The sequence below is a fragment of the Dyadobacter sp. HNCC25DJ186 genome (assembly GCF_056895235.1).
The window spans coordinates 393,165-416,714 of sequence record NZ_JBXHAS010000003.1; the positions used below are offsets into that span (position 1 = coordinate 393,165).

20 protein-coding genes and 2 tRNA genes are annotated in these 23,550 nt (G+C 41.0%); 8 read left to right on the top strand and 14 right to left on the bottom strand.

The genetic code is table 11. The features are described 5' to 3' along the window. Positions 1–11 precede the first annotated feature (11 nt). Entirely contained in the window at positions 12–1,112 is a 1,101-nt protein-coding gene (locus AC1XUO_RS11430; protein WP_483329914.1) for a Nif3-like dinuclear metal center hexameric protein, read from the bottom strand. A 160-nt stretch (positions 1,113–1,272) separates the two neighbouring features. Here AC1XUO_RS11430 and AC1XUO_RS11435 point away from each other — a divergent pair. From AC1XUO_RS11435 to AC1XUO_RS11445, 3 genes are all read left to right on the top strand, one after another. Next, positions 1,273–1,349 (top strand) — tRNA-Asp (locus AC1XUO_RS11435). Positions 1,350–1,374: 25 nt separating this feature from the next. Then, positions 1,375–1,448: transfer RNA gene (locus AC1XUO_RS11440), tRNA-Asp, on the top strand. A gap of 191 nt (positions 1,449–1,639) precedes the next feature. Further along, positions 1,640–2,002, top strand: a complete 363-nt coding sequence (locus AC1XUO_RS11445) for a hypothetical protein (RefSeq protein WP_483329915.1) — start codon at positions 1,640–1,642, stop codon at positions 2,000–2,002. Positions 2,003–2,816: 814 nt separating this feature from the next. On the opposite strand, the gene AC1XUO_RS11450 is transcribed toward AC1XUO_RS11445, so the two are convergent. The 13 genes from AC1XUO_RS11450 to ligA all read right to left on the bottom strand — a co-directional run bounded on the left by AC1XUO_RS11450 (position 2,817) and on the right by ligA (position 16,411). Further along, positions 2,817–4,412 carry a peptide chain release factor 3 gene (locus AC1XUO_RS11450; protein ID WP_483329917.1) on the bottom strand — a complete coding sequence of 532 codons (1,596 nt, stop codon included), beginning with the start codon at positions 4,410–4,412 and terminating at the stop codon, positions 2,817–2,819. 231 nt (positions 4,413–4,643) lie between these two features. Further along, positions 4,644–5,255: an inorganic pyrophosphatase gene (locus AC1XUO_RS11455; protein WP_235151340.1), complete on the bottom strand. Its 612-nt coding sequence runs from the start codon at positions 5,253–5,255 to the stop codon at positions 4,644–4,646. Positions 5,256–5,304: 49 nt separating this feature from the next. Next, complete coding sequence (locus AC1XUO_RS11460) at positions 5,305–6,279, bottom strand: glycosyltransferase family 2 protein (RefSeq protein ID WP_483329919.1); 975 nt, start codon at positions 6,277–6,279, stop codon at positions 5,305–5,307. Positions 6,280–6,342: 63 nt separating this feature from the next. Then, complete coding sequence (locus tag AC1XUO_RS11465) at positions 6,343–7,065, bottom strand: tRNA1(Val) (adenine(37)-N6)-methyltransferase (RefSeq protein WP_483329921.1); 723 nt, start codon at positions 7,063–7,065, stop codon at positions 6,343–6,345. Between the two features lie 6 nt (positions 7,066–7,071). After that, on the bottom strand, positions 7,072–7,710 hold the full coding sequence (locus AC1XUO_RS11470; protein ID WP_483329923.1) for a ribonuclease H1 domain-containing protein: 639 nt from the start codon (positions 7,708–7,710) through the stop codon (positions 7,072–7,074). 10 nt (positions 7,711–7,720) lie between these two features. Then, positions 7,721–8,953: a peptidase T gene (pepT, locus tag AC1XUO_RS11475; RefSeq protein WP_483329925.1), complete on the bottom strand. Its 1,233-nt coding sequence runs from the start codon at positions 8,951–8,953 to the stop codon at positions 7,721–7,723. A gap of 30 nt (positions 8,954–8,983) precedes the next feature. Next, the gene (locus AC1XUO_RS11480) at positions 8,984–9,451 is read right to left on the bottom strand and encodes a pyrophosphohydrolase domain-containing protein (protein WP_483329927.1); all 468 of its coding nucleotides are present in this window, start codon (positions 9,449–9,451) and stop codon (positions 8,984–8,986) included. Between the two features lie 41 nt (positions 9,452–9,492). After that, positions 9,493–10,062: a MarC family protein gene (locus AC1XUO_RS11485; RefSeq protein ID WP_483329929.1), complete on the bottom strand. Its 570-nt coding sequence runs from the start codon at positions 10,060–10,062 to the stop codon at positions 9,493–9,495. 91 nt (positions 10,063–10,153) lie between these two features. Continuing rightward, entirely contained in the window at positions 10,154–10,855 is a 702-nt protein-coding gene (locus AC1XUO_RS11490) for an NUDIX hydrolase (RefSeq protein ID WP_483329930.1), read from the bottom strand. A 78-nt stretch (positions 10,856–10,933) separates the two neighbouring features. Further along, complete coding sequence (locus AC1XUO_RS11495; RefSeq protein ID WP_483329932.1) at positions 10,934–11,998, bottom strand: aminotransferase class V-fold PLP-dependent enzyme; 1,065 nt, start codon at positions 11,996–11,998, stop codon at positions 10,934–10,936. A gap of 466 nt (positions 11,999–12,464) precedes the next feature. Continuing rightward, on the bottom strand, positions 12,465–12,662 hold the full coding sequence (locus tag AC1XUO_RS11500; RefSeq protein ID WP_483329934.1) for a hypothetical protein: 198 nt from the start codon (positions 12,660–12,662) through the stop codon (positions 12,465–12,467). A 707-nt stretch (positions 12,663–13,369) separates the two neighbouring features. Further along, positions 13,370–14,260 (bottom strand): 4-hydroxy-tetrahydrodipicolinate synthase, encoded by an 891-nt coding sequence (dapA, locus tag AC1XUO_RS11505; RefSeq protein ID WP_483329936.1) that lies wholly within the window; start codon positions 14,258–14,260, stop codon positions 13,370–13,372. Positions 14,261–14,323: 63 nt separating this feature from the next. After that, positions 14,324–16,411 (bottom strand): NAD-dependent DNA ligase LigA, encoded by a 2,088-nt coding sequence (ligA, locus tag AC1XUO_RS11510; protein ID WP_483329937.1) that lies wholly within the window; start codon positions 16,409–16,411, stop codon positions 14,324–14,326. Between the two features lie 160 nt (positions 16,412–16,571). Between ligA and AC1XUO_RS11515 the strand changes: the two genes are divergently transcribed. From AC1XUO_RS11515 to AC1XUO_RS11535, 5 genes are all read left to right on the top strand, one after another. Then, positions 16,572–17,096: a Uma2 family endonuclease gene (locus AC1XUO_RS11515; RefSeq protein ID WP_483329938.1), complete on the top strand. Its 525-nt coding sequence runs from the start codon at positions 16,572–16,574 to the stop codon at positions 17,094–17,096. 236 nt (positions 17,097–17,332) lie between these two features. After that, positions 17,333–17,980, top strand: coding sequence for a ribulose-phosphate 3-epimerase (gene rpe / locus AC1XUO_RS11520; RefSeq protein ID WP_483329939.1), 648 nt, complete (start codon positions 17,333–17,335; stop codon positions 17,978–17,980). 83 nt (positions 17,981–18,063) lie between these two features. After that, positions 18,064–19,335, top strand: a complete 1,272-nt coding sequence (locus AC1XUO_RS11525; RefSeq protein ID WP_483329941.1) for an apiosidase-like domain-containing protein — start codon at positions 18,064–18,066, stop codon at positions 19,333–19,335. 183 nt (positions 19,336–19,518) lie between these two features. Continuing rightward, positions 19,519–21,543: an OmpA family protein gene (locus tag AC1XUO_RS11530; protein ID WP_483329942.1), complete on the top strand. Its 2,025-nt coding sequence runs from the start codon at positions 19,519–19,521 to the stop codon at positions 21,541–21,543. 59 nt (positions 21,544–21,602) lie between these two features. Continuing rightward, positions 21,603–23,471 (top strand): glycosyltransferase family 39 protein, encoded by a 1,869-nt coding sequence (locus AC1XUO_RS11535; protein ID WP_483329943.1) that lies wholly within the window; start codon positions 21,603–21,605, stop codon positions 23,469–23,471. Positions 23,472–23,550 lie beyond the last annotated feature (79 nt).

The following is a 23,550-nucleotide window of genomic DNA, read 5'->3' on the forward strand; positions in this document are numbered from 1 at the left end:
AAAATGGTTTTCTAAACAAAATATCGCACCGGATTCGTATTGACTTCTGACAAACAGAGTGCGAAATTACTAAAAATTCCTGATAAATAGTTGTATAATAAATCTTTCGTAAATACTTCGCTTTCGAAATGTCCGATATCACAGATCATTATGCGATTATCGGCATCAAAAAATTCATGATATTTATAATCCGCTGTAATAAAAACGTCTGCTTTGGCACGAATTGCGTTTGGCAACAAAAAACTTCCTGCCCCGCCACAGACTGCGATACGTTGTATTTTTTTATTTAACGGAATGGTATGCCGGATCACCGAAGTGTGCATTTGATCTTTTACAAAACGTAAAAATTCCTTCGGATCCATAGGCTCTGTCAGCTCACCAACAGCACCTGCGCCAACCTCCTGATTTTCATTTTCCAGTAACTGAAGATAGTAAGCAACTTCTTCGTACGGATGATTCTTTTTTAGTACCGACAAAATTGTTGATTCGAGATATGAGGGAAACATTACCTCAATTCTGTGTTCAGCAACTTCTTCATTTAGTCCGCGCGAGCCAATCACCGGATTTGCAGCCTCACCGGGTTGAAAAGTGCCTATGCCTTCTGTCCTGAAACTACAATTTTTATACTGCCCGATTTCTCCTGCCCCGGCTTCGAAAAGTGCATCGAGTACATTTTGCGAATTTTTAACCGGAACAAAAAATGTCAGTTTTGATAGAAGTTCTTTTTTTGGTGCCAATACCTTAACATTCAAAAGTTCCAGCCTTTCTGCAATTTTCCAGTTTACGCCCTGGGCCACATGATCAAGATTGGTATGAATCGCATAAATCGCAATGTCGTTTTTTATAGCTTTGATCACAGTCCGCTCAACATAGTTGTTTCCATTAAGTTTTTTCAGCCCTTTAAAGACAATGGGATGATGCGCGACAATCAGATTACAGTTTTTATCAATTGCTTCCGCAACGATTTCTTCGGTTACGTCAAGAGAAAAAAGAATTCCTGTAATCTCAGTTTCCGGATCACCCACGATTAATCCTGCATTATCGTAACTTTCCTGGTACGGTATCGGCGCTAATTTTTCAAGCTGTTGTGTGATCTGCTTTATTTTTGTCATTTTTTTCAAATTACAACTATTTGATAACCAGAACAGATTTGGTTATTAGAAATTTTATTTGCAAATTAACTAACATTTTATTTGCATCAGGTATTGTATTCAAGAATAATAATACTAGTTTTGCACCACAATAACCCGGAACGACGGGCGAAAGTAACTTGGTTTGGTAGTTCAGTTGGTTAGAATACATGCCTGTCACGCATGGGGTCGCGGGTTCGAGTCCCGTCCAGACCGCCAAGTTTATTGAAAGATTGAAGCTATTGGTTTGGTAGTTCAGTTGGTTAGAATACATGCCTGTCACGCATGGGGTCGCGGGTTCGAGTCCCGTCCAGACCGCAAAAAGCTCAGAGAAATCTGAGCTTTTTTTGTTTTCATCTTAGCTGAAAAAGCAACTAAACTACTTTCAGTATCGGCCAATCTTTTCTCCCGATTATTTTTCAAAAACCATCACTTCCACAAATAATTCTCTACAGATTAAACCTTCTTTAAAAATCCATCTCTAAGACGGGTATTTAAACTTAAAACACATGAAGAAAGGAATAATCGCCATGATGCTGGCATTCGTTAGTATCTCCGCATTTGCGCAGCGTGGCAACGCTAAAATGACGGCAGAAGCAAGAGCAGAAAATCAGACCAAGACTTTAACTGAAAGTTTGAAACTTACGGATGAGCAGCAAAAGCAAGTTTACGCCCTGAACTTATCCCGTGCTCAGAAAATGGACGAAGTCAGAAATTCTCAGGACGCAGACCGTTCTAAAATGCGGGAATCCATGGAAGCGTTCAACACAGAACTGCAAAAAGTATTAACGCCTGAACAACAGGAAAAATACAAAACTGCCATGGAAGAGCGGAGAAAAAATGGCGGAATGGGCAGAGGGCCAAGGAATTAGCGTTAACCAATATTGCATATTAAAGCTCTTCCCGATTAACAACATTTTCAGTCAGGAAGAGCTATAATATTCTGTCACCCTTTCAGGGTTAAGGTTTTAGAGCGTACAGTTTTTTTCTATAATAATATCAACCCTTCGGGTTTTTAATCCAGGTATTGCATGTTCGTATGTTTTCACCATCGACGACAACAGGTTTACTACGGAGTTTTAAACCCATCGACTACTTGTCCGTTTTATTAAAAATATGTTGACATCGAAAGTCACTTTGATATCCTTTTTACAAAATATTTCTTCTGCGAATAATCCCAAAGGGATGTCAGTATTATAGAAATAAGGAATAAAATCAAGCCACAACCCCAACGGGTTGAAAGAAAAACTTCCGGGTATTTCCGATAAAGGAGCCTTCCTGTTACAAAGCCACCTCCGTCTTAAACTCAGACGTAAAATGGAAATGTATTTTTAGATTATTCTCACGGTTTATAAAGATCATCCAATCAAATTCTGCGAAGTGGAGATTTTTTCTATAATAATATCAACCCTTCGGTTTTTTAATCCAGCAATTGCCTGTTCGTATTGTTTTCACCATGGACGACAACAGGTTTACTACGGAGTTTTAATTCAGCGATCACTTGCTGGTATAATTAAAAACATGTTGACTTCAAAAGTCACTTTGATATCCTTTTTCCAAAATATTTCTTATGGGAATAATCCCTAAGGGATGTTAGTATTATAGAAATAAGGAATGAAATCAAGCCACAACCCCGACGGGGTGACAGAAAAACTTCCGGGTATTTCCGATAAAGGAGCCTTACTATTACAAAGCCACCTCTGTCTTAAACTCAGACGTAAAATGGAAATGTATTTTTGGATTATTCTCACGGTTCATACGGATCATCCAATCGGATTCTGCGAAGAAAACGGGGTTTCTATCTTTGTCAAAAGCAATCTGGTTTCCTTTCAAACGGATAAATTCATCCATTGCTGATTTTTCATCAGCCGTCAGCCAGCAAGCGCGGGTAATGTTCATTGGAACCCAGCGGCATTTTGCACCATATTCATGTTCAAGTCGATACTGGATAACATCAAATTGAAGCTCTCCCACCGTTCCTACCACTTTCCGGTTTCCAAGATCCAGGTTGAATAGCTGCGCAACACCTTCATCGGTTAGCTGCTGAATACCTTTTTCCAATTGCTTGGATTTCATTGGATCCAGGTTGATCAGCTCCTTGAAAATCTCAGGTGAAAAACTTGGAATACCTGCAAAATTAAAATTTTCGCCTTCTGTTAAGGTATCGCCAATCTTGAAATTTCCTGTATCGTATAACCCGACAACATCACCTGGAAAACCTTCATCCATCACACTTTTATCGGAGGCCATAAAGGTGAACGGACTCGCAAAACGCACGTCTTTGTTCAATCTTACGTGATGATAAAAAGTTCTCCTCTCAAATTTACCGGAACAAATTCTTAAAAAGGCGATCCTGTCTCGGTGGCGTGGATCAAGGTTTGCGTGAATTTTGAATATAAAACCGCTAAATTTTGATTCGGTCGGTTCCACTTCTCTCACGTCTGTCGGACGGGGCTGAGGAAGTGGGGAAATTTCGCAAAATGTATCCAGAAGTTCTTTGATACCAAAGTTATTGATCGCGCTACCGAAGAAAACAGGAGCCAATTGTCCACTTGCGTAAGCTTCATTCGAAAATTTATCATAAACGCCATCAACGAGTTCCACGTCTTCAACCAATTGCACGGCATCTTTCAATCCAAGAAGTTCTTCAAGTTTGTCATCTTCAAGATTTATCTCAACGACATTACTTTCGATTTTTGTTTTATTGATCTTAAAGAAATAGAGTTTTTGTTCAAATAAACTGTAAACACCTTTAAAATCCGCACCCATGTTGATCGGCCAGGTGAGCGGACGAACACGGATACCTAATTTCGTTTCAAGTTCATCAAGCAGTTCGAACGGATTCTGTCCTTCCCTATCAAGCTTATTCACAAAAACGATTACTGGCGTATTACGCATCCGGCAAACTTCCATAAGCCTTTCGGTTTGCTCTTCCACACCTTTCACGCAGTCGATCACCAAAATTACACTATCGACAGCCGTCAGCGTGCGATAGGTATCCTCAGCAAAGTCTTTGTGGCCCGGTGTATCCAGAATGTTTATCAGCAAATCGCGGTATTCGAAAGTCATTACCGAAGTCGCCACCGAAATTCCACGCTGCTTCTCAATTTCCATGAAATCGGAAGTTGCCGTTTTTTTAATTTTATTGGATTTTACCGCACCAGCCGTCTGGATCGCTCCTCCAAAAAGCAGCAATTTCTCAGTTAGTGTTGTTTTCCCTGCATCCGGGTGGCTAATGATCGCGAATGTGCGCCTTTTCTTAATTTCCTCTATATTACTCATTACATTATTTTATAACCTGCCACCACCTGATCCTGCAAATTTCCCAGTTTGGAAATTAACAAAATTTGATGTCGCCAGGCACGAAAGATTCACCTTTTTTGAAAATTTTGCACAAAGATACAAATAAACAAAGCCGCCCGTATCCGGGGCGGCTATATTATTAACTATCAGTCTGCTCGGAACCTGGTCCTAAGCTTCTTTCTTGCTCCGTACCTGAGGTAGCTCAGGTATTCAGTAGAACGAATCTTTGTAATCTTCAACCGAAGTCATGATCACTTCGTGCGCTTCCTCGCGGCCATATACATTGGTAATTTCAATGTGTGCTTTTTCGCCCGGAAGGTTTTTATAAGTAAGGAAATAGTGCTTCAGACGCTCAACAATTCCTTGCGGCAACTCACTGATGTCTGAATAAGCGCCATAAACTTCGTCGCCTTTCAAAACAGCAATAATTTTATCATCAGCTTCGCCGCCATCGATCAAACGGATACCGCCGATTGGTTTCGCCTGGCACATGATATCTCCGTGAGAGATGATTTTTTCACACAAAACGATAATATCCAGCGCATCTCCGTCACCTTCGGTAACGTCTCTGCCAGATCTGTCTCTTGCCAGTGCAGCAATTTTGTCTGCACAATATGTTTTAGGAATAAATCCGTAAAGTGCCGGAACAATGTTGGAATATTTCTGAGGACGGTCAATTTTCAAATAACCGGTCTGTTTGTCAATTTCGTATTTAACGGTATCCGTAGGAACGATTTCAATAAATGCGGTTACAAGATCAGGTGCATTTTCGCCCATCGGAATTCCATGCCATGGGTGGGCTTTGTGTACGTTTGCGTTCATTATATGGTAATAGGTATATGAATCTGTTTAATTGTTTAATATTTAACTGCTACTCACCAGCCTTTTCTGATATCAGATAGTCTCCGGTTTTTGATATGGACTGCTTAACAAATAATTCCCCCAAAAAGCCTGCCAGGAATAATTGCGACCCGACCATTATGGCAACGAGCGCAAGAAAAAACAGTGGATTTTCTGTAACATTCCGATATTGTTCGTGCGAAATATAGATTTTATAAATTTTGGTACCCAGTAACCAAAAGGCAATGACTGTTCCAAGAAAAAACATAAGCGTTCCGAGGCTGCCAAATAAATGCATCGGACGCCGACCAAATTTATTCACGAACGCAATCGAAAGCAAATCGAGGAAGCCAAAAACGAACCTTTCAAGGCCGAATTTTGTGTAACCGTATTTTCTTGCCTGATGTTGAACGACCTTCTCCCCTATTTTTCCATACCCATTCCATTTGGCAATTACAGGAATATACCGGTGCATTTCACCATAAATCGTGACATTTTTAACCACGTCTTTCCGGTATGCTTTCAGACCACAATTGAAATCGTGCAGCGACACGCCGGAAATACCTCTTGTTGCAGCATTGAAAATTTTAGTCGGGATCGTCTTGGTGATCGGATCATACCTTTTCTTTTTCCAGCCTGAAACCAGATCATAGCGGTCTTCTGTGATCATCCGGTAAAGTTCCGGAATTTCATCAGGACTATCCTGTAAATCAGCATCCATCGTGATCACTACATCTCCACGCGCAGCCTGAAAAGCAGTTTGTAAAGCAGCTGTTTTACCATAATTACGAACAAAACGTCTTCCCTTAATATGCGGGTTTTTCAACGATAAATCGCAGATTACTTCCCATGAGCGATCCTTGCTCCCGTCATCGATAAAAAGAACTTCGTATGTAAAATTATTCTCAGTCATGACCCGCGCAATCCACTCACTGAGCTCTGGCAGAGACTCCTCTTCATTGAAAAGCGGGACGACAACGGAAATCTGAATAGCTGAATTAGTCATGAATATGTACTTGGGCGATACCTGCACACCCGGATTAACGTGTAAAGTTCGTGTTTTTCCTGATCAAAATATCAAATAAAAGTCTTTCATTAATTCGGCAAACTCCGGATGATAGGTTTTCCCATCTTCATTATAAATAAATAGATCATCGCTAACCAACCGATTATCAGCGTATTCCCTTTGCCTGTACACCATAATGGAACGAAAAGCTTTTTTTCCATTTTGATGGAACAAAGTTAGTTTTCGGATCAAAACAAGACCAGATTTCTCAGCAAGTTCCTGAAAAATTATACCTTCTCCAACCGGAAGAAGTATACTAAACCTTCCAGTCTGAGTCAGTAACTTATTAACTGCGTTCAATAATTCCTGGAAAGTTAGTGAATCAGCATGATGCGCCAGATTCACTTTTCCATCCGGCGAACGGAGATCTGATTGAAAAAACGGTGGATTTGAAATGATGCATTCAAATTTCTCCGGTGGTAAAAAATCCTGAATTGCCGTATGAAAAATTTGAATCCGGTCAGCGAAAGTACTATTTTTTATGTTTTCTGTTGCCTGAGAAAAAGCATCAAGATCTAGCTCGACGGCACTAATCCTGGCGTTTTTGTTTCGCTGCGCTGCCATCAGCGACAACAATCCCGTCCCGGCTCCGATATCAAGAATACGTTCAGCGTTTTCGATTGGCACCCAACTGCCAAAAACACAGGCATCGGTGCAGACTTTCATCGCACACCTATCCTGTTGGACTGTAAATTGTTTGAATTTGAAAAACGAATTTCTGGCCATGGGTTATTATTTTCTACCAAAGTCAGCAGGGTTTTCACCCCAATATTCAGTTTCCCATTTCAGGATTTTATTTGGATATTTATTCGCTGCCAGCCAACGTTCGGCCCGTTGGAGCATTTCAAAAACAGGTTTGTTCCTTGGTGTGAGCTGCAATTTGGTGTTCGCATGTTTCTTCTTAATCCAGCTTATCGCCGTTCTGGAATCTGAATAGATCGGGATGTCACTATTATTTTTTTGCAGATAAGCCAATCCATGAACGATCGCGAGAAATTCGCCGATATTGTTTGTAGCATCTTTGAACGGACCTTGCAAAAAAATTCGCTCCCCGGTTTGTAAATAAGTACCCTGGTATTCCATATCGCCAGAAGCCGTATTCCACGCGGCATCAACGGCAATTGCATTTTTTATAGGCTGACCAATATTTGACGGTGCTGTTTTTGCAACAACTTTCGCAGCATTTTCCTTTTTCTGTACATATTCCCAATAATTCCGCTGAATGGCCGTTTCCGCTTCCTGTATTGAGTCGAAAGATTTATAACGGGCATCTTCAAAGCCTTTTATTTGTGCTTCACATTCCTTCCAATCGGTAAACACGCCTGTTTGTCTACCTTGCCACACTACATAATATTTTGATTTTTTTGCCATTAATTCTAAACTAACTTCTTTCTTCCCAAACCTGGGCCAGGTTTACAATAACCTCCACCGCCTTTTCCATATCCTGCACGGAAACCCACTCCAAACGTGAATGAAAAGCATGTTCTCCTGCAAAAATATTCGGGCAGGGTAAACCCATAAAAGACAATCTCGACCCGTCTGTTCCTCCGCGGATGCTTCTTTTTATTGGATTTAATCCAGAACGTTTCATGGCTTCCATCGCATTATCAATAACCTGAGGATGCAGATCCAGAATTTCTTTCATGTTGCGGTATTGTTCCGTTACCTTGAATTCGGCTGTTGAATTCGGATAATTTAACAAAACTTTTTCCATGATCTCTTTGAGTAGCGCTTCTTTTTCGTGGAGACCAGATTCAGTAAAATCCCGGATGATAAACTCTAAAACCGCCTGTTCCTGAATTCCTTCGATATGTACCGGATGGATAAATCCATCCTTGTTTTCCGTTGTTTCCGGAGAAAGGTTTTTTGGTAAAGCAGCCAGAATTTCCCCTGCGATTTTCAGTGCATTTTCCAGCTTTCCCATGGCATACCCCGGGTGCGTACTAACGCCGTGAATTGTGATTTTTACGCCGTCAGCCGAGAAAGTTTCGTCTTCCATCGTGCCAACTGCCTCACCATCCACAGTATAACCGTAATCAGCCCCAAGCTTATCTATATCTACTTTTTCAGTACCGCGACCAACTTCTTCGTCGGGTGTGAAGAGAATTTTGATCACGCCGTGTTTTATTCTTTTATCTGTTACCAGAACCTCCGCCGCAGCCATAATCTCAGCGACACCGGCCTTGTTGTCCGCACCTAAAAGTGTCGTTCCGCTTGCACTCACGATATCATTTCCAATCTGATTTTTCAGATCAGGATGCTCAGCAAGTTTCAGAACCTGGGTCGGGTCGTCCGGCAAAACGATATCTTGTCCATTCCATTTCTGATGCACAATCGGCTCCACATTTGCACCTGTGACATCAGGAGAGGTATCCACATGTGAACAAAAACATATCACCGGAATATTAGATTTTTCGGAGTTTGCCGGTATCGTTGCATACACATAACCATGTTCATCCAGATGCGCGTCCTCAATCCCAAGCTCCTGCAATTCGATTACCAGCAGATTACTAAGATCCCGCTGTTTTTCCGTACTGGGAAAACTCGTCGATTGCGGATCTGATTGCGTATCGATCTGAACGTAACTCAAAAATCGGTTTAAGACGGAAGACATTTTTACCAAAGGTTAAATGAAAACGAATAATTACGAAGCAATGATGCCCGACAAATCCGCCGGAGAATAGTTGATATTTTTCAAAGTTTTATCGTCCGCGGTACGGTAAACAAGATATTTACCATTGTCTTCTTTATAATAACATTCCGTTCCTTTGGCATTATAGTGCGCTACGGTAGCCTCTGCTTCTTCTACACTCACACAAGCCTTTGACATATTCGAACGTTGTACCTCGTCAAACAATGTTCTGAATTTTTCACCTAAACCGAATTCCAGCACGGCCCCGGAAAGTACATACTGCAAGTCGCAAAGCGCGTCCGCTATTTCTACAAGGTCTTTTTCCAAAATCGCAACTTCCAGTTCCTTCAATTCTTCGGCCAAAAGAGCTACGCGTAAACGGCTGCGGTCTTCCGAGGGAATGGTCGGCGTTTCAAGGATAGGATGTTTGAATGTTTTATGGAATTCCGCGACTTGATTAAGGCTGTCTAATTGCTGCATTATATTAATAATTTTGAATTTTATTATTCTGAAAATAGGATTTACAAAACCAGATTGGTCTTGAAAAGTTTGATTGCAATGGCAAGCAGGATTATCCCGAAAACTTTCCGGAGAATGTCGGTGCCACCCTGCCCGAGTTTATTTTCAATCCAGTTGGATGATTTTAGAACGATGTAAATAAAAAATAAATTGAGCAAAACGCCTACCAGTATATTCTTGATTTCATAGGTCGTACGCAACGCCAGCAACGTTGTCATGGTGCCGGCCCCTGCAATAATGGGAAATGCGATTGGGACGATTGATGCGGCACTGACGCTGATATTGTCATGCTTGAAAATATTTCTTCCAAGTATCATTTCCAGTCCCAGAAGGAACAAAATAATTGCACCGGCAACTGCAAAAGACGCCACATCTACGCCAAAAAGGCTTAAAAGCCTTTCTCCCAAAAATAAAAAAGCGATCATAATTCCCCCGGCAACCAATGTCGCCTTTTCGGATTCAATCTTGCCTAGTTTCTTGCGAAAATCTACAATGATCGGGATTGAGCCCAGCACATCGATCACCGAAAAGAGGATCAGCGTTACGGAAAGTATTTCTTTGAAGTTAAACATGACGACACCATTCTAGGATTATGCCGCAAAGTTGAACAAAACCCGTTTCTTACACAACCTTTTATTGTTAAGCTAACGATTAAAATAAATGTTACCCGTTCCCATTCGGCAAAAAGTTCAGGAAGGTATTAAACTGTTTTTTATATTTCTCCTCGTGGATTTTGTAATAATAAGCGCCTTTTTTAGAAAAACCCTTTTGTTTTTCATCCAGTTTGATCAGCAAATGCGTGGACAAAAGTTTCCGGCTGAAATTGCGCTTATCAAGTTCTGTTCCAAAAATTGCCTCATATAATTTTTGCAGCTGCGGAATTGTAAATTTCTCAGGAAGCAGCTCAAAACCAATTGGATGCTGAGAGGCCTTATACCGCAAATGTTCAATCGCCATCTGAACCATGGCACTATGGTCAAACAATAACTGCGGCAATTCCTGCATGGAAAACCACTGCGCTTCGAAATTCTTGGATATCTTGTTATCGTAATCCTCCACGTTGATTAACGCAAAATAAGCAACTGAAACTGTACGCTCAACCGGGTCACGTTTGGGGTTTCCAAAAGTATGAAGCTGTTCCAAATAAATGTCGGTGAGGCTTGTCAGTTCATACAAAATTCTCGTTGAGGCTTCTTCCAGACTCTCATCGGGCTGCACCCAACCGCCCATCAGCGACCAGGTATGATGCTCATCTTCAATACCACGATTGACCAATAATAATTTTAACTCCTGACCGTCGAAACCGAAAATAATGGAATCGAGGGCTACCAGACATTTTGTTTGTGTCTGGTACTGATGCAACATATCTATTAACACGATGGGCTTATCCTGTAATGAGTAAACGACTTTTTAACTATAAATACAATCCATTGACATTACTACTCATGCCAGGCGACTCGCTTCGCCTTTAAGGTAATTTTTTACCTGATCAATTTCGTCTTGCGTAATCGCCGGAAAGTTAGCGATTCTGAATGTTGTTTCTTTCCATGCCCCATAGCCGTTGCCCAGCAGAATACCGTTTTCCCTTGCTGATTTTTTCAGATTGGATACCTGATCCTTACTTCCTGAAACGGCAATCACAGTGCCGGACCTTACTTCATCCTCATCAATCAAGACAGAATACCCATGTTCCGCAAGAAACTCATACCATTCTGCCGCTCTCTTTTTTGTCTGTTTCGAAATTGATGCAATTGGATCAACCTCCTTCATAACACGTCCGACCAGATAAATACCGAGCGCATTTGGCGTATAAGGCGTCTGATATTTCAAAAAATTGTCTCTGACAAAAAGAAAGCTGTTATAAAAATCACGATCGCCAATCTTTTCTGCCAGTTTTATCGCACGCGGAGAAGCAATCAAAATACTCAAACCTGCCGGAAGCCCAAAACATTTCTGAACGGAAGCATACCAAACATCAGCCGCTTCCCAGGGAAATTCCACTCCCGCCATGGAAGATGTCGCGTCCACAGCAATCACCTGACTGGTCTGTTTTCTCAGTTCTTTAAAAAAGGAATACGGCAAAGCTGTTCCGTTCGAAGTTTCATTATGTGTCAGGCAGATCACTTCATCTTCCTGATCGGAAATGATATCAGAAATATTTGGTAAACTGTTTATATCAAAAGAAAAACCTTTTGCTTCGGGTTTAATTTTCTGTGTGTATTCAAGCCACTTTTCGCCAAATGCACCATTAAATACATGAAGACTTTTCGTTGAAACAAGCGACTGAGCGATGATTTCCCAACATTCGGTTGCGGAAGAGCAAAAATAAACTTCATACGCTTCCGGAATATCAAGTTTCGATTTCATCACCTCAATCGTCTGTTTTAGCATGGCCATGAAGGGCTCACTACGATGATTGACGCTTAAAATACCACTTTGATATGCTTCTGACAAGTATTGTTCAACCTGTGGATATACTTTGGATGGGCCGGGATAGAAGGTGATCATGAGTAAGATATTTTAATAATTGGATTGAGCATGTAAAAAACACCACTGGTTTGTAGCGTATTCTGGTATGCCACCCTTTCAGGGTTTAGACTTACCGGCTTCTTACATTTACTACAATATTTTCAACCCTTCGAGTTTGTGAATTGTTGCGAATTTATAGATTTAATTTCAACCCTCATTAGATTACGGCAATACTAACAACTCTTCGGGTCTGAGGATGGTTGCGAATTTATGAATTTAATGACAAACTTGATGTTTCATACCGAAAAGCGTCTCACGGGATGTAACAAACCAGACAAACCCGAAAGAATATCAGTCCTTCGGGTTTGCAGATTATTTCATTTTATAAATTCGCTATTGCCATAATCCCGAAGGGATGACAGTATTGTAGCAAAATGGGAATATTGAGCCGCTTAACCCGGAACGGGTGACAGAATTCCGGCTGATAAATTCAGTTATTTTAGCATTACATAAAAACTTCCCGAACCATCGCTTTTTCCAGTTTTTCACTCAGCTGCGCCGAAGCTTTCAATAACGGCAAACGAACTTCTGAGCTGCAAATAACCTTAATTTCAGCATATTTTTTTATCCCAACCGGATTTGATTCGATATACAACAACGTATCAAATTCAAGAAATGCCAATTCCAAATCTTGATATGTCACCCTTTCAGGGTTTTGTTTCCCGGATCCAATCCCGCTACTACAATAATTTCAACCCTTCGGGTTTGTGGATGACCGCATTTCATGAATTAGATAAGGCGTTTCAATGTTATGGCTTTTAAATGATCTTCTCCCATTTACAAAAAAACAAACCCGAAAGAACACTAATCCTTCGGGTTTGCAGATTATTATTTTTATAAATTCGCTATTGCCATAATAATCCCGAACGGATGACAGTATTGTAAAAAAACGGGAATATTGAGCCGCTTAACCCGGAACGGGTGGATTAAATAGGGCATTTCAATGTTATGGCTTTTAAATGATCTTCTCCCATTTACAAAAAAACAAACCCGAAAGAACATCAATCCTTCGGGTTTGCAGATTATTTCATTTTACAAATTCGCTATTGCCGTAATAATCCCGAAGGGATGACAGCATTGTAGCAAAATGGGAATATCCAGCCGCTTAACCCGGAACGAGTGAGTAAGATAAGACATTTCAATCTTTTGGTTTTTAAATGATCTTCTCCCATTTACAAAAAAACAAACCCGAAAGAAATACCAGGGCTTCGGGTTTCCAGATTATTTCTAATTCGCTATTGCCGCAATAATCCCGAAGGGATGACAGTATTGTAGCAAAATGGGAATATTGAGCCTCTTAACCCGGAACGGGTGACAGAATTCCGGCTGATAAATTCGGTTATTCCAGCACTACATAAACCCTTCCCGAACCATCGCTTTTTCCAGCTTTTCACTCAGCTGCGGCGAAGCTTTCAATAAGGGCAAACGAACTTCTGAACTGCAAATACCTTTAATTTCAAGACATTTTTTTATCCCAACCGGATTTGATTCAATATATAACAACGTGTCAAATTCAAGAAATGCCAATTGCAATTTTGCAGCCTCTTTGAAATTCCCTTCGATTGCGTGCCAGGTTAAATCTGTAAACTCACGTGGAAAACCATTGGCAATCACGGAAATAACACCATGCCACCCAACGCTACACATGGTAGTAACAAGATTGTCATCACCTGAAAGCAAAAGAAAATCTTTTGGTGCATGTGCGGCAAGTTCCATGCTTTGTTCTATACTTCCGCCTGCATCTTTAATACCAATGATATTCGGATGTTCTGCAAGTTTCAGGATCGTTTCCGCTTTCATATTGATTACCGTACGACCGGGAACATTGTATAACAAAACAGGCACCGGCGATGCTTCCGCAATCGCAGTGAAATGTGCTATAATTCCTTCTTGTGTAGGCTTGTTGTAATATGGACAAACAGACAGGATCGCGTCAACGCCGTCGAGGTCAGTCTTTCGGATCGTTTCAAGTACTGATCTGGTATCATTTCCGCCCAAACCATACACAATAGGCAAACCCTTTGTGTTATGCTTTTTAGAAAACGCCAGAATTTCGTCTTTTTCTGTCGATGAAATTGTTGGAGATTCCCCGGTTGTTCCCTGCACGACCAGATAATCCACTCCTCCTTCAGACACGAATTCGATTAACTTTTGTAAACCAGCGTAGTCAATTTCTTGCTGTTCATCAAAGGGTGTAATCAGCGCTGCTCCGACTCCTTTGAAACGTTCGTCCAATGGCATTATTTTCTTATATAATTGTTGATTTTAAAACACAAAGTTAGTTACCTGTCTCAATTTCCTTCATCATTTTTGAATCATTCCTAAAAATTCTTCTTCTGACAGGATCGTTACGCCCAATTTTCTCGCCTTTTCAAGTTTGGAAGGACCCATATTGTCTCCGGCAAGCAGATAGTTTAACTTCCCCGAAACACCACTCAGGATACGGCCACCATTCGCTTCAATTTTATGTTTCAGGTCGTCCCGGTCAAAATTTGCAAATACGCCGGAAATCACAAAAGTTTTGCCTTCCAGCATCGTACTTTCCATTTCAACCGGTTTGTCGTCGGTTGTCATTTGCAAACCCGCTTTTTCAAGTCGCTCCATCACCAGCTGGTTTTCCGGTACTGAAAAATAAGCGATTACACTTTGTGCAATTCTACCTCCAATTTCCGGCACCGCAACAAGTTCTTCAAAAGTTGCCGAACGAAGCGCGGTGATATTTTTGAAATAAGCAGCCAACTTTTCAGCCACCGTCGCGCCGACAAACCGAATGCCCAGACCAAACAAAACGTTCTTGAAAGGAGCCGTTTTCGAAGTGTCCAGACCTTTCATAATATTCTCAACCGTCTTTTCCCGGAAACTAATTTTCTTAATTTTCCCGGTTTCTTCGTTAACGATATTTTTTTCAAGTCCCAGCAATTTTTCATTTGTCAGGTCATATAAGTCAGCAGGCGTTCTTACCAGATTGTTATCAAAAAGTACTTCAATTTTACCTTCACCAAGGCTGTCAATATTCATCGCTTTCCGGTGAATAAAATGCTCGATCCGACCTTTTAGCTGTGGAGGACAAGCACTGTCATTCGGGCAATAATAAGCGACTTCGCCCTCATTTCTAGCTAAAAGCGAGCCACACTCCGGACAATTTTTAGGAAATACGATCGGTTCCGTTTGAAATAACTCACGTTTTGCCAGATCGACACCGGTTATTTTTGGAATAATTTCTCCGCTTTTTTCCACAAAAACAGTATCACCCAACTGCACGCTTAGCCTTTCAAGCTCATTGGCATTATGCAGCGTTGCGCGTTTCACATAGGTGCCGGATAAGTGCACTCCTTTCACTTTATTATAAGGAATTGTTCGCTCACTTTCTGCACACAGATTGGCAACAGGTGTGATATTCCCCGTTCTTCCGACCTGAAAGTTAACATATCTGAGAATGGCTGGTTTGTTCTCCGCCTTGTATTTAAAAGAAATCGCCCAGCGCGGACTTTTCGCTGTGAATCCTAATTCACGCTGCTGCTCAAAAGAATTTACCTTGATAACGATTCCATCTGTCGCGAGCGGAAGTGTCGTGCGTTTTTCCTCCCATTCATGAATGTAAGATATGACATCATCGATATTGGTTACCTTTTTCCAGCCAGGAGAAATGTTAAATCCCCATGATTTCAGTGCCAGTAAACTTTCTTCGTGACTGGCAAAAACTGTTTCGTCGCTTAAAAAAGAATAGATATAACAATCCAGCGACCTGCGGGCCGTTTCAGCAGAATCCTGCAATTTAAACGAACCGGACGCAGCATTTCTTGGGTTTGCATAAAGGTTAACACCTAACGCTTCCATATCTTCATTCAGTTTTTGAAAAGACTGAAAAGGCATAAATCCTTCTCCCCGGATTTCAAAAATTGGTGGAATTTCTTTTGACTTGACACGTAATGGAAGTGACTTTATTGTTTTTACATTATTTGTAATTTCATCTCCCCGCGTACCGTCGCCTCGGGTTACTCCACGAACCAGGACGCCATTGTCGTATGTAAAACTGAGCGAAATCCCGTCAAATTTGAGTTCACAAATATATTCATAAGGTTCCCCGTCCAATCCTTTCCGAACACGTTCGTCAAAATCCCGAAGCTCCTGCTCGTTGTAGGTATTGTCAAGCGACAACATTGGATATCGGTGATATACGGCATTGAAATTTTTTGTGATCGTACCGCCCACCCGCTGCGTGGGTGAATCGCTGCGTTTGAATTCGGGAAACTCATTTTCCAGCTTAGCCAGTTCTTTCAATAACAGATCGAAATCATAGTCAGATATTTCAGAAATACTTTCCTGATAATACTGAAAATTGTAATGATCAATCTGTTGTATAAGTTCGTTGATGCGTTCTTCCGGGTTCATGGTTTTTGTTTGCTATTGCGGCTGGAAATTGTCTGAAAAACTGATATTTGCAAGGGTGAGCAAAATAATATTATAGCTCGGGCACAAATTTAACGAAAGATCGAAAGTTAGCTGCTATATGTAATTATTTATGTATTTTCGTAAAAAACGCTGATTAAAAATGATCCATAAGGAAGAACCAACACTTCAAGACTGGGATTTGACGCAAATCATTAACGGCAAAGAAATTATGTCTCCCAGCCCGAAAATTTATCATCAAAAAATATCCAGAAAGCTTCAAAGAATTATCGAAGATTTCGTAAGCGGCGAAAACCTGGGTGAGGTTTTCAACGCGCCTTTGGATGTTATTTTTGAGGAAAATTTTAATCGCGTACAGCCTGATTTGATGTTCATCAGCAATGATAATTTGCATATTGCCCAGGACTGGATCAGAGGTGTCCCTGATTTATTAGTAGAAATTATTTCTAAAAGTTCTTTCCATTTGGATACAAATGAAAAAAAAGAGCTCTACCAACGATATGGCGTTGAGGAATATTGGATCGTTTTGCCTGAGTATTTAACCGTTGAAATTTATTCCCTGGAAGAAAATCAATACCGGCTATTTTCATCAGCCACCGACGATCAAATCATTAAATCTAAACTGTTAACTGGATTGACTTTTTCAGTCGGTCTGTTATTTGAGTAATTTTGGCTGATAATTAGGAAATGTACAGCCTGTTAAATGCTGGATTTACATAGCCAAATAACCAATAGTGCCGATTTAGATTAAACATTTGTTTGAAAATTATTGCCTAAAGCTGGAATCTATCTGATTCCGCTGCCGCCCAAAGCTAATACATTGGGTTAGGAAAATCCCTGAGTTTACATCTTCCCTATAAATTCCTTAAATTCGCCACGGATTTAACATTACTACTTTACAAAATGGCTGAAGTTGCCCCTTCCATTCTTGCCGCAGATTTCGCTAATCTGCAACGCGACATTGAAATGCTTAATGCGAGTGAAGCAGATTACATACACGTAGACATCATGGATGGTATGTTTGTCCCCAATATTTCCTTCGGATTTCCGGTTGCACAGGCCATCAAACGATATTCCAAAAAACCGCTGGACTTTCACTTGATGATTGAGCAACCTGACCGTTACCTGGAAAATTTCCGTGACGCCGGTGCTGATATCCTGACGGTTCACTATGAAGCTTGCACGCATTTACACCGTACCGTTCAGTTGATCAAGGAATTAGGTATGGAGCCAGGCGTAGCCTTAAATCCTCATACGCCTGTAGAGGTACTTTCAGAAATATTACCTGATTTGTCACTTGTGTTGATTATGTCGGTAAATCCGGGTTTTGGCGGTCAGAAATTTATTGAAAACACCTACCGGAAAATTTACAAGTTAAATTACATGCGTGAAGAACTAGGTGCTGATTTCAAAATAGAAGTCGATGGCGGCGTCAACAATACAAATGCCAAATCTCTCGTTGAGAACGGTGCTGACATTCTGGTTGCCGGAAGTTTTGTATTTAATTCCTTCGATCCGCACACCACGATTGCTGATTTAAGAAAAAACTGATCCAACTACCTTAACCCCTGCTACATGAATAAATTTGAGAACAACACTCATTTTCGTCGAAGGCATAATTCCCTTTTGGCACTATGATCGCGCGTTCATTTTCAATCCTGACTTTATTTTTTGCACTACAAATTACGGCCCGTGCTTCAAACAAGCAGCCCGAAGCTGATTATAAATTCCCGTTGAAAGTTAGTGAAGACGGCAAACATCTGGCAGACCAAAACGACGCACCTTTCCTGGTAGTTGCTGATGTCGCCTGGCAATTACTGCGAAAGCTGGATTATTCCAACGCGGTTGCTTATCTGGATATTCGCAAAAAACAAGCCTTCAACACTTTTTTAGTGCATATTCTACCTGCTTTACCAACCCAGAAAAATTTCCATAAAGTCACACCGTTTCTGGTAAGTAATGACATAACAAAACCCAATAAGGCTTATTTCGATCATCTTGAAAAAATAATTATTGCTGCAAGAGAACGTGAACTGGTCATTGGTTTGGTCGTTTCCAGACAAAGCTGGAATACACTTTTTGAAACGCAGGGTGAAGAGGCTTGCCGGAGTTATGGAGAATATATCGGTAAACGTTTCTCAAAATTCACGAACGTCTTTTGGATCGTAAGTGAAGAAGAAAACCAGAAAGCTTTTCTTGCACGGACGTTGACAGAAAGTTTGCGGGCAAATTCAGAAAATCAGTTAATTGCTTCTTTGTCCACCTGCACTCCGCCTGATTCACTGGATAAAAACAATACTGACCTGAAAGTTTTTGTTCCGGATTCTACCGTTACTGATTCTGAATACGCCGCTTTGGCAATTTGGCAAAAAACGATAGGAAGCGCAATCAAAAGTCCTTTTTTGATTGCCAACTCAGAATTTCCGATCAAAGATCAATCTGCCTTAATCCGTAAACAAGCCTATGAATCGCTGCTAAGTTCAGCTGCCGGATTTTGCCATATGAGCACGATCAAAAATTTCAATCCAACATGGAAAGTAAATATTCTCAGGGACGGCGGGGAATATATGGTCCGTTTTTCAAAAATTCTACAAGGAATTCCCTGGGCGTTAATTCAACCGGATCCTGAAATAAAACTCGTTCAGGATACGACACAAACCAGTGAAATCACTGTCGCCACGATTACAAATCATCGTATGGCCATTTTGTATATACCCACCGCCAGGGAGTTTAGACTGGATTTGACTAAGCTAACCGGAAACGAGTTTAGGGCTGTTTGGTATAGTCCCCGGACTGGCCGCCGGTGGACGGGCGGAGAGTTCAGCCGTACAGATGCGGCCGTCATTGTTCCGCCAGACAAACAACCTGATTGGGACTGGATACTTTTGGTCGGAGCAAAGAACTAGGCAGATTTTAGAAATATTTTTATTCAGTATTAAATCTTTGGCATTGCCTTTTATTATTACAATATTCACCACACTAAAATTTTTGAAGTGATACATCATTGCTGAACCAACTGACTTTTTGCTCGGAAAATTTTAGCAGTGAAATATGGATGAAAAATAGCAAGTGCACCCCGAATGAGCTTAGTGAGAAGAAAAATATCTATTTGTTGCAGCCTGGTTTTACTGGTATGCGGAAACTTGTTTGCCCAGCAGCCAGTACTTTGGGCTGATAAAATACTTGGATATTCCTCAGAATACAGACCTGAAAGTTATGGTCAGGGATTTCGCTCAAAACAAATTCTTGGTGAGCCAAACAAACTTCCTGATTTTGGGGTCAGTCCATGTGCCTGGTCGCCGGCAACTCCCAATGGAAGAAATGAAGAATGGATCAAAGTTGGCTTTGAAAAACCCATTGCGCTAAAACAAGTTGCAATTGCCGAAAATTACAACCCCGGCTCCGTTACAAGAGTTTACGCATATAATGAATCAGGCAGAGAATACCTGATTTATGATGAAAAAGCTGGCCCAATATCAGAAAAAGGGCGAATGCTCAGGGTGTTCACCAAACAGGAAAATTTGATAGCAAACGCAATAAAAATTATCCTGGATCCTTCAAAAGTGGGCGGATTTAATCAGATCGACGCCGTAGGAATTTCATCTACGAGCGATCCTGTCGAAGCTTTAATTAATGTTGCTCCGTCTGCCGCAAAAGAAGAGAAAAAAGAAAATCTTGGAAAAGCAGTTAATAGCAAAGGACAGGAAATTAATCCGATCATTTCCGCAGACGGAAGAACATTGTATTTTACCAGGGCAGATTTTGAAGGAAATATCGGCTCCGCGTCTAAACAGGATGCCTGGGTTTCTACCCTTGACAAAAATAATAACTGGACAGAGGCTGTCAATCTGGGACCGCCGGTGAACAACAATGGAGATAATGCGATTATTGGTGTTTCTGCTGATGGAAAAAATCTTTATCTGATCAATGTTTATCTTCCTGGCGGAGGTTTGGTATATGGTCTGTCCACATCAACCAATACCAACAACGGATGGAGTTTTCCAAAAGCGATCAAAATTGACAATTTGTACAATGATCATGACTTTTCAGAATTTGCTATTTCCCCACATGGAAATGTGTTGATCATGTCGGTGCAGCGAAAGGATACCGAAGGCAAAAAAGATCTCTACGTGTCTTTCATTCAGGAGGGCGAAACGTGGTCTGAGCCGAAACACATGGGTACCGTATTGAATAGTGCGAGCGATGAAAATTCTCCTTTTTTAGCTCTGGATAATAAAACATTATACTTTACATCTTCCGGACGAAGCGGTTACGGTGGTGGCGACGTGTTTTTATCACGCCGGCTGGACGATACCTGGTTAAACTGGTCAAAGCCTGAAAACCTGGGGCCAAATATCAATACGCCGAAGCACGACTCCTACTTTAATATCCCCGCGTCGGGAGAATACGGGTATTTTAGTTCTGCAGACAACACGATCGGGCGTGAAGATATTTTCCGGATCAAACTTACGCCTGGCATAAAACCTGACCCAGTTGCAACTGTAACGGGTTCTGTATTTGAATTTGAAACCACAACTCCAGTTAAAGCAGTGCTTTCTGCCAGGATTCTGAAAACCGGAGAGACTTTCAGCAAAACGACCTTTGAAGGTGAAAACAGTGAATTCAAATTAATTTTACCCTTGAAAGAATCTTACATCCTTACAGCCGATGAGCAAGATTATTTTTCCTCTACCGAAGAAATTGATCTGGTAAACGAAACGGGTTTCAGGACTATTCGCAAGAACCTATATTTGCAGCCAATCAAGCCCGGTCAGCAAATTCGCCTTGCTAATAATATGTTCTCCCAAAGCAGCGCGAATATCACGGAAACTTCATTTCAGGAACTTGACCGGATCATTGGTATCATGAATGAACATCCGGAAATGGAAATTTTACTGGAAGGACATACTGACAATCAAGGAGATACCAAGAAAAATATCAAACTTTCTGAGGACCGGGTGGTAGAAGTAAAAAAATACCTGGTAGCAAAAGGTGTCGGAGCTTTCAGAATTCAAACAAAGGCCTGGGGACCAGCGAAACCGATCGCAAGTAATTCTTCAGAAGCGACCCGCCAGAAAAACCGCCGCGTGGAGTTTACAATCCTTAAAATGTAAAAGTGCCTAATCAATGGAAATTTCACTAATTTCGCGGCTTTAACTTCCGACATTAAAACATGGTGCACACTTACAAGAAGGAAAACTTACAATCCTGGTTGACGCTTGCGGTTATACTTATTATCGGTATTGCACTGCGACTTTATCACCTGGACTCTTACAGTATCTTTTTTGATGAAAAAAGCACCATGGTCGTCAGCCAGGGAATTGTATTGGAAGGGGCAAATCAAAAGGAAGCATTTTCGACAAGAAAAATTACAGTTCCCGAGTTCTGGAAAACTCCGCCATTCAGCCTGAAACCGCAGGAAAATCTTTTAACTTCCCTGACCTACCAGGAGACTTTTTATCCTCGTGCGTTTACCCCGGCAGAATTCTGGGCGCCAAAAACACTGGCTGATTATTATGAGGCCATGACCCGCAGCGATATAGGTAACGGCTCATTTTATTATCTTTTGCTGCATTTCTGGATGGACATTTTCGGTCTATCCGATTTTTCAGCCAGATTATTTTCGGTAATTTTTAGTATACTGATCATCGGATTCACCTATCTTTTCGGAAAACGCTTTTTTTCTGTTAACACAGGGCTGATCGCAGCAGGTCTGGTAGCTATCGAGCCATTTTTCATCGCTTACAGCCACCAGGCCAGAAATTATTCCCTGACTTTTTTCCTGACACTGCTTGCTACATACTTCTTTCTGCAAATTATTGAGATCAAATCAACCAACAGAAAACATATCTGGTTATACGTCGGTTACATTCTCGCAGCCGGGCTCAGTATTTTGTCTAATTTCTTGTCAGTTGTAGTTCTTTTGGTTCATGGAATTTTCGCCGTATTTTTTCTGAGATCTATAAGCGGCTGGATAAAAATGGCAATTTCAGCCGTTGGTGCTCTTTCAGGTGTCACCTGGTGGATGTTGTACGGAGGCGGAAAATACACGCTTTATTCCCTGAATCACCAGGCAGCTGAATATAAACGGTTTGCTGAAACAAGCCCCGGAAACAATCCCTTTGGCGTATATCCGGCAACATTTGCAAATGTTTTTCATAAGGCACTGCCCATGTTCGCTGATTTATTAATTTTCACCAACGGCATGGCAGATTCTCTTGTCGGAAAGCGGAATGCTGTCATTTCGATCCTGGTCGGAATTTTTCTAATTGTGTGGTATAGATTAAAGGACCGGATAAAACTGCATGAATTTATTATGCCGAGAGTACCCTATGTAATCGTACTTTTGAGCGCGCTTGTATATACCAGCAATAAAATCCAGTTTTGCATACTGTCCGTTGTTATTTTTGCCTTATCATTTTTATATGATATTCATAAAAATGCTGACAAACTTCAAAGAAAAAGGCTGACGATGCTGTATATGATGGCACTTGTGCCAACATTGTTCCTGATTTTCATGGCTTTCAAAGGAGGACATACCAGTAGTTTAACACAGCGTTATTCAGGATTTTCTTTTCCTTATGTAATTATTCTGGTCAGTATTTTACTTCAATATTACTCAAACCTGGCCACTGAATTTAAGTTACTGATCTTCTTTTTCCTGGCTGTGCAATTTTACTTCGTTGGACAACGCTTACAGGAATTCTACGAAGATCGCTCTGTGAAATATGGATATTTTGCAAAACCACGCGTTCCAAATCCTTATTACGAGGCGGCTCAAAAAATAAAATCTGTTTATCAGCCGGGGGATACCATTCTGTATCCTGCTTTCAAACTTCAGGTTTTATCGGTCATGGACAGGACTTACCTGCCTTATTCTATCCAGGATGCTCAGCTCACCAATTTGTACCTTCCAAAAAGTTTAAATTATATTCAGGTAATGGACACAACGCAGGTTGACAGAATATTAATTAAACGGAATAATCAGAAAGAACCGCTGGAAATCATGAACTTAAAGGGTAAAAGGTATGGGTCTGAGTAACGTGCGTGGTGTTTGTCAGTAAAGCCATCTAATAAGATTTCGTATATTGCGCACTTAATAATACAATTTTGCTCGTTAC

Excerpts from the sequence above, each read along its gene's own strand:
- ligA (WP_483329937.1), bottom strand. The coding sequence starts at position 16,411 with ATGAACCCGGAAGAACGCATCAACGAACTTATACAACAGATTGATCAT.
- dapA (WP_483329936.1), bottom strand. The coding sequence starts at position 14,260 with ATGCCATTGGACGAACGTTTCAAAGGAGTCGGAGCAGCGCTGATTACA.
- AC1XUO_RS11430 (WP_483329914.1), bottom strand. The coding sequence starts at position 1,112 with ATGACAAAAATAAAGCAGATCACACAACAGCTTGAAAAATTAGCGCCG.
- AC1XUO_RS11525 (WP_483329941.1), top strand. The coding sequence starts at position 18,064 with ATGATCGCGCGTTCATTTTCAATCCTGACTTTATTTTTTGCACTACAA.
- AC1XUO_RS11480 (WP_483329927.1), bottom strand. The coding sequence starts at position 9,451 with ATGCAGCAATTAGACAGCCTTAATCAAGTCGCGGAATTCCATAAAACA.
- AC1XUO_RS11445 (WP_483329915.1), top strand. The coding sequence starts at position 1,640 with ATGAAGAAAGGAATAATCGCCATGATGCTGGCATTCGTTAGTATCTCC.
- AC1XUO_RS11535 (WP_483329943.1), top strand. The coding sequence starts at position 21,603 with ATGGTGCACACTTACAAGAAGGAAAACTTACAATCCTGGTTGACGCTT.
- AC1XUO_RS11450 (WP_483329917.1), bottom strand. The coding sequence starts at position 4,412 with ATGAGTAATATAGAGGAAATTAAGAAAAGGCGCACATTCGCGATCATT.
- AC1XUO_RS11465 (WP_483329921.1), bottom strand. The coding sequence starts at position 7,065 with ATGGCCAGAAATTCGTTTTTCAAATTCAAACAATTTACAGTCCAACAG.
- AC1XUO_RS11485 (WP_483329929.1), bottom strand. The coding sequence starts at position 10,062 with ATGTTTAACTTCAAAGAAATACTTTCCGTAACGCTGATCCTCTTTTCG.
- rpe (WP_483329939.1), top strand. The coding sequence starts at position 17,333 with ATGGCTGAAGTTGCCCCTTCCATTCTTGCCGCAGATTTCGCTAATCTG.
- AC1XUO_RS11495 (WP_483329932.1), bottom strand. The coding sequence starts at position 11,998 with ATGATCACCTTCTATCCCGGCCCATCCAAAGTATATCCACAGGTTGAA.
- AC1XUO_RS11470 (WP_483329923.1), bottom strand. The coding sequence starts at position 7,710 with ATGGCAAAAAAATCAAAATATTATGTAGTGTGGCAAGGTAGACAAACA.
- AC1XUO_RS11490 (WP_483329930.1), bottom strand. The coding sequence starts at position 10,855 with ATGTTGCATCAGTACCAGACACAAACAAAATGTCTGGTAGCCCTCGAT.
- AC1XUO_RS11455 (WP_235151340.1), bottom strand. The coding sequence starts at position 5,255 with ATGAACGCAAACGTACACAAAGCCCACCCATGGCATGGAATTCCGATG.
- pepT (WP_483329925.1), bottom strand. The coding sequence starts at position 8,953 with ATGTCTTCCGTCTTAAACCGATTTTTGAGTTACGTTCAGATCGATACG.
- AC1XUO_RS11460 (WP_483329919.1), bottom strand. The coding sequence starts at position 6,279 with ATGACTAATTCAGCTATTCAGATTTCCGTTGTCGTCCCGCTTTTCAAT.
- AC1XUO_RS11515 (WP_483329938.1), top strand. The coding sequence starts at position 16,572 with ATGATCCATAAGGAAGAACCAACACTTCAAGACTGGGATTTGACGCAA.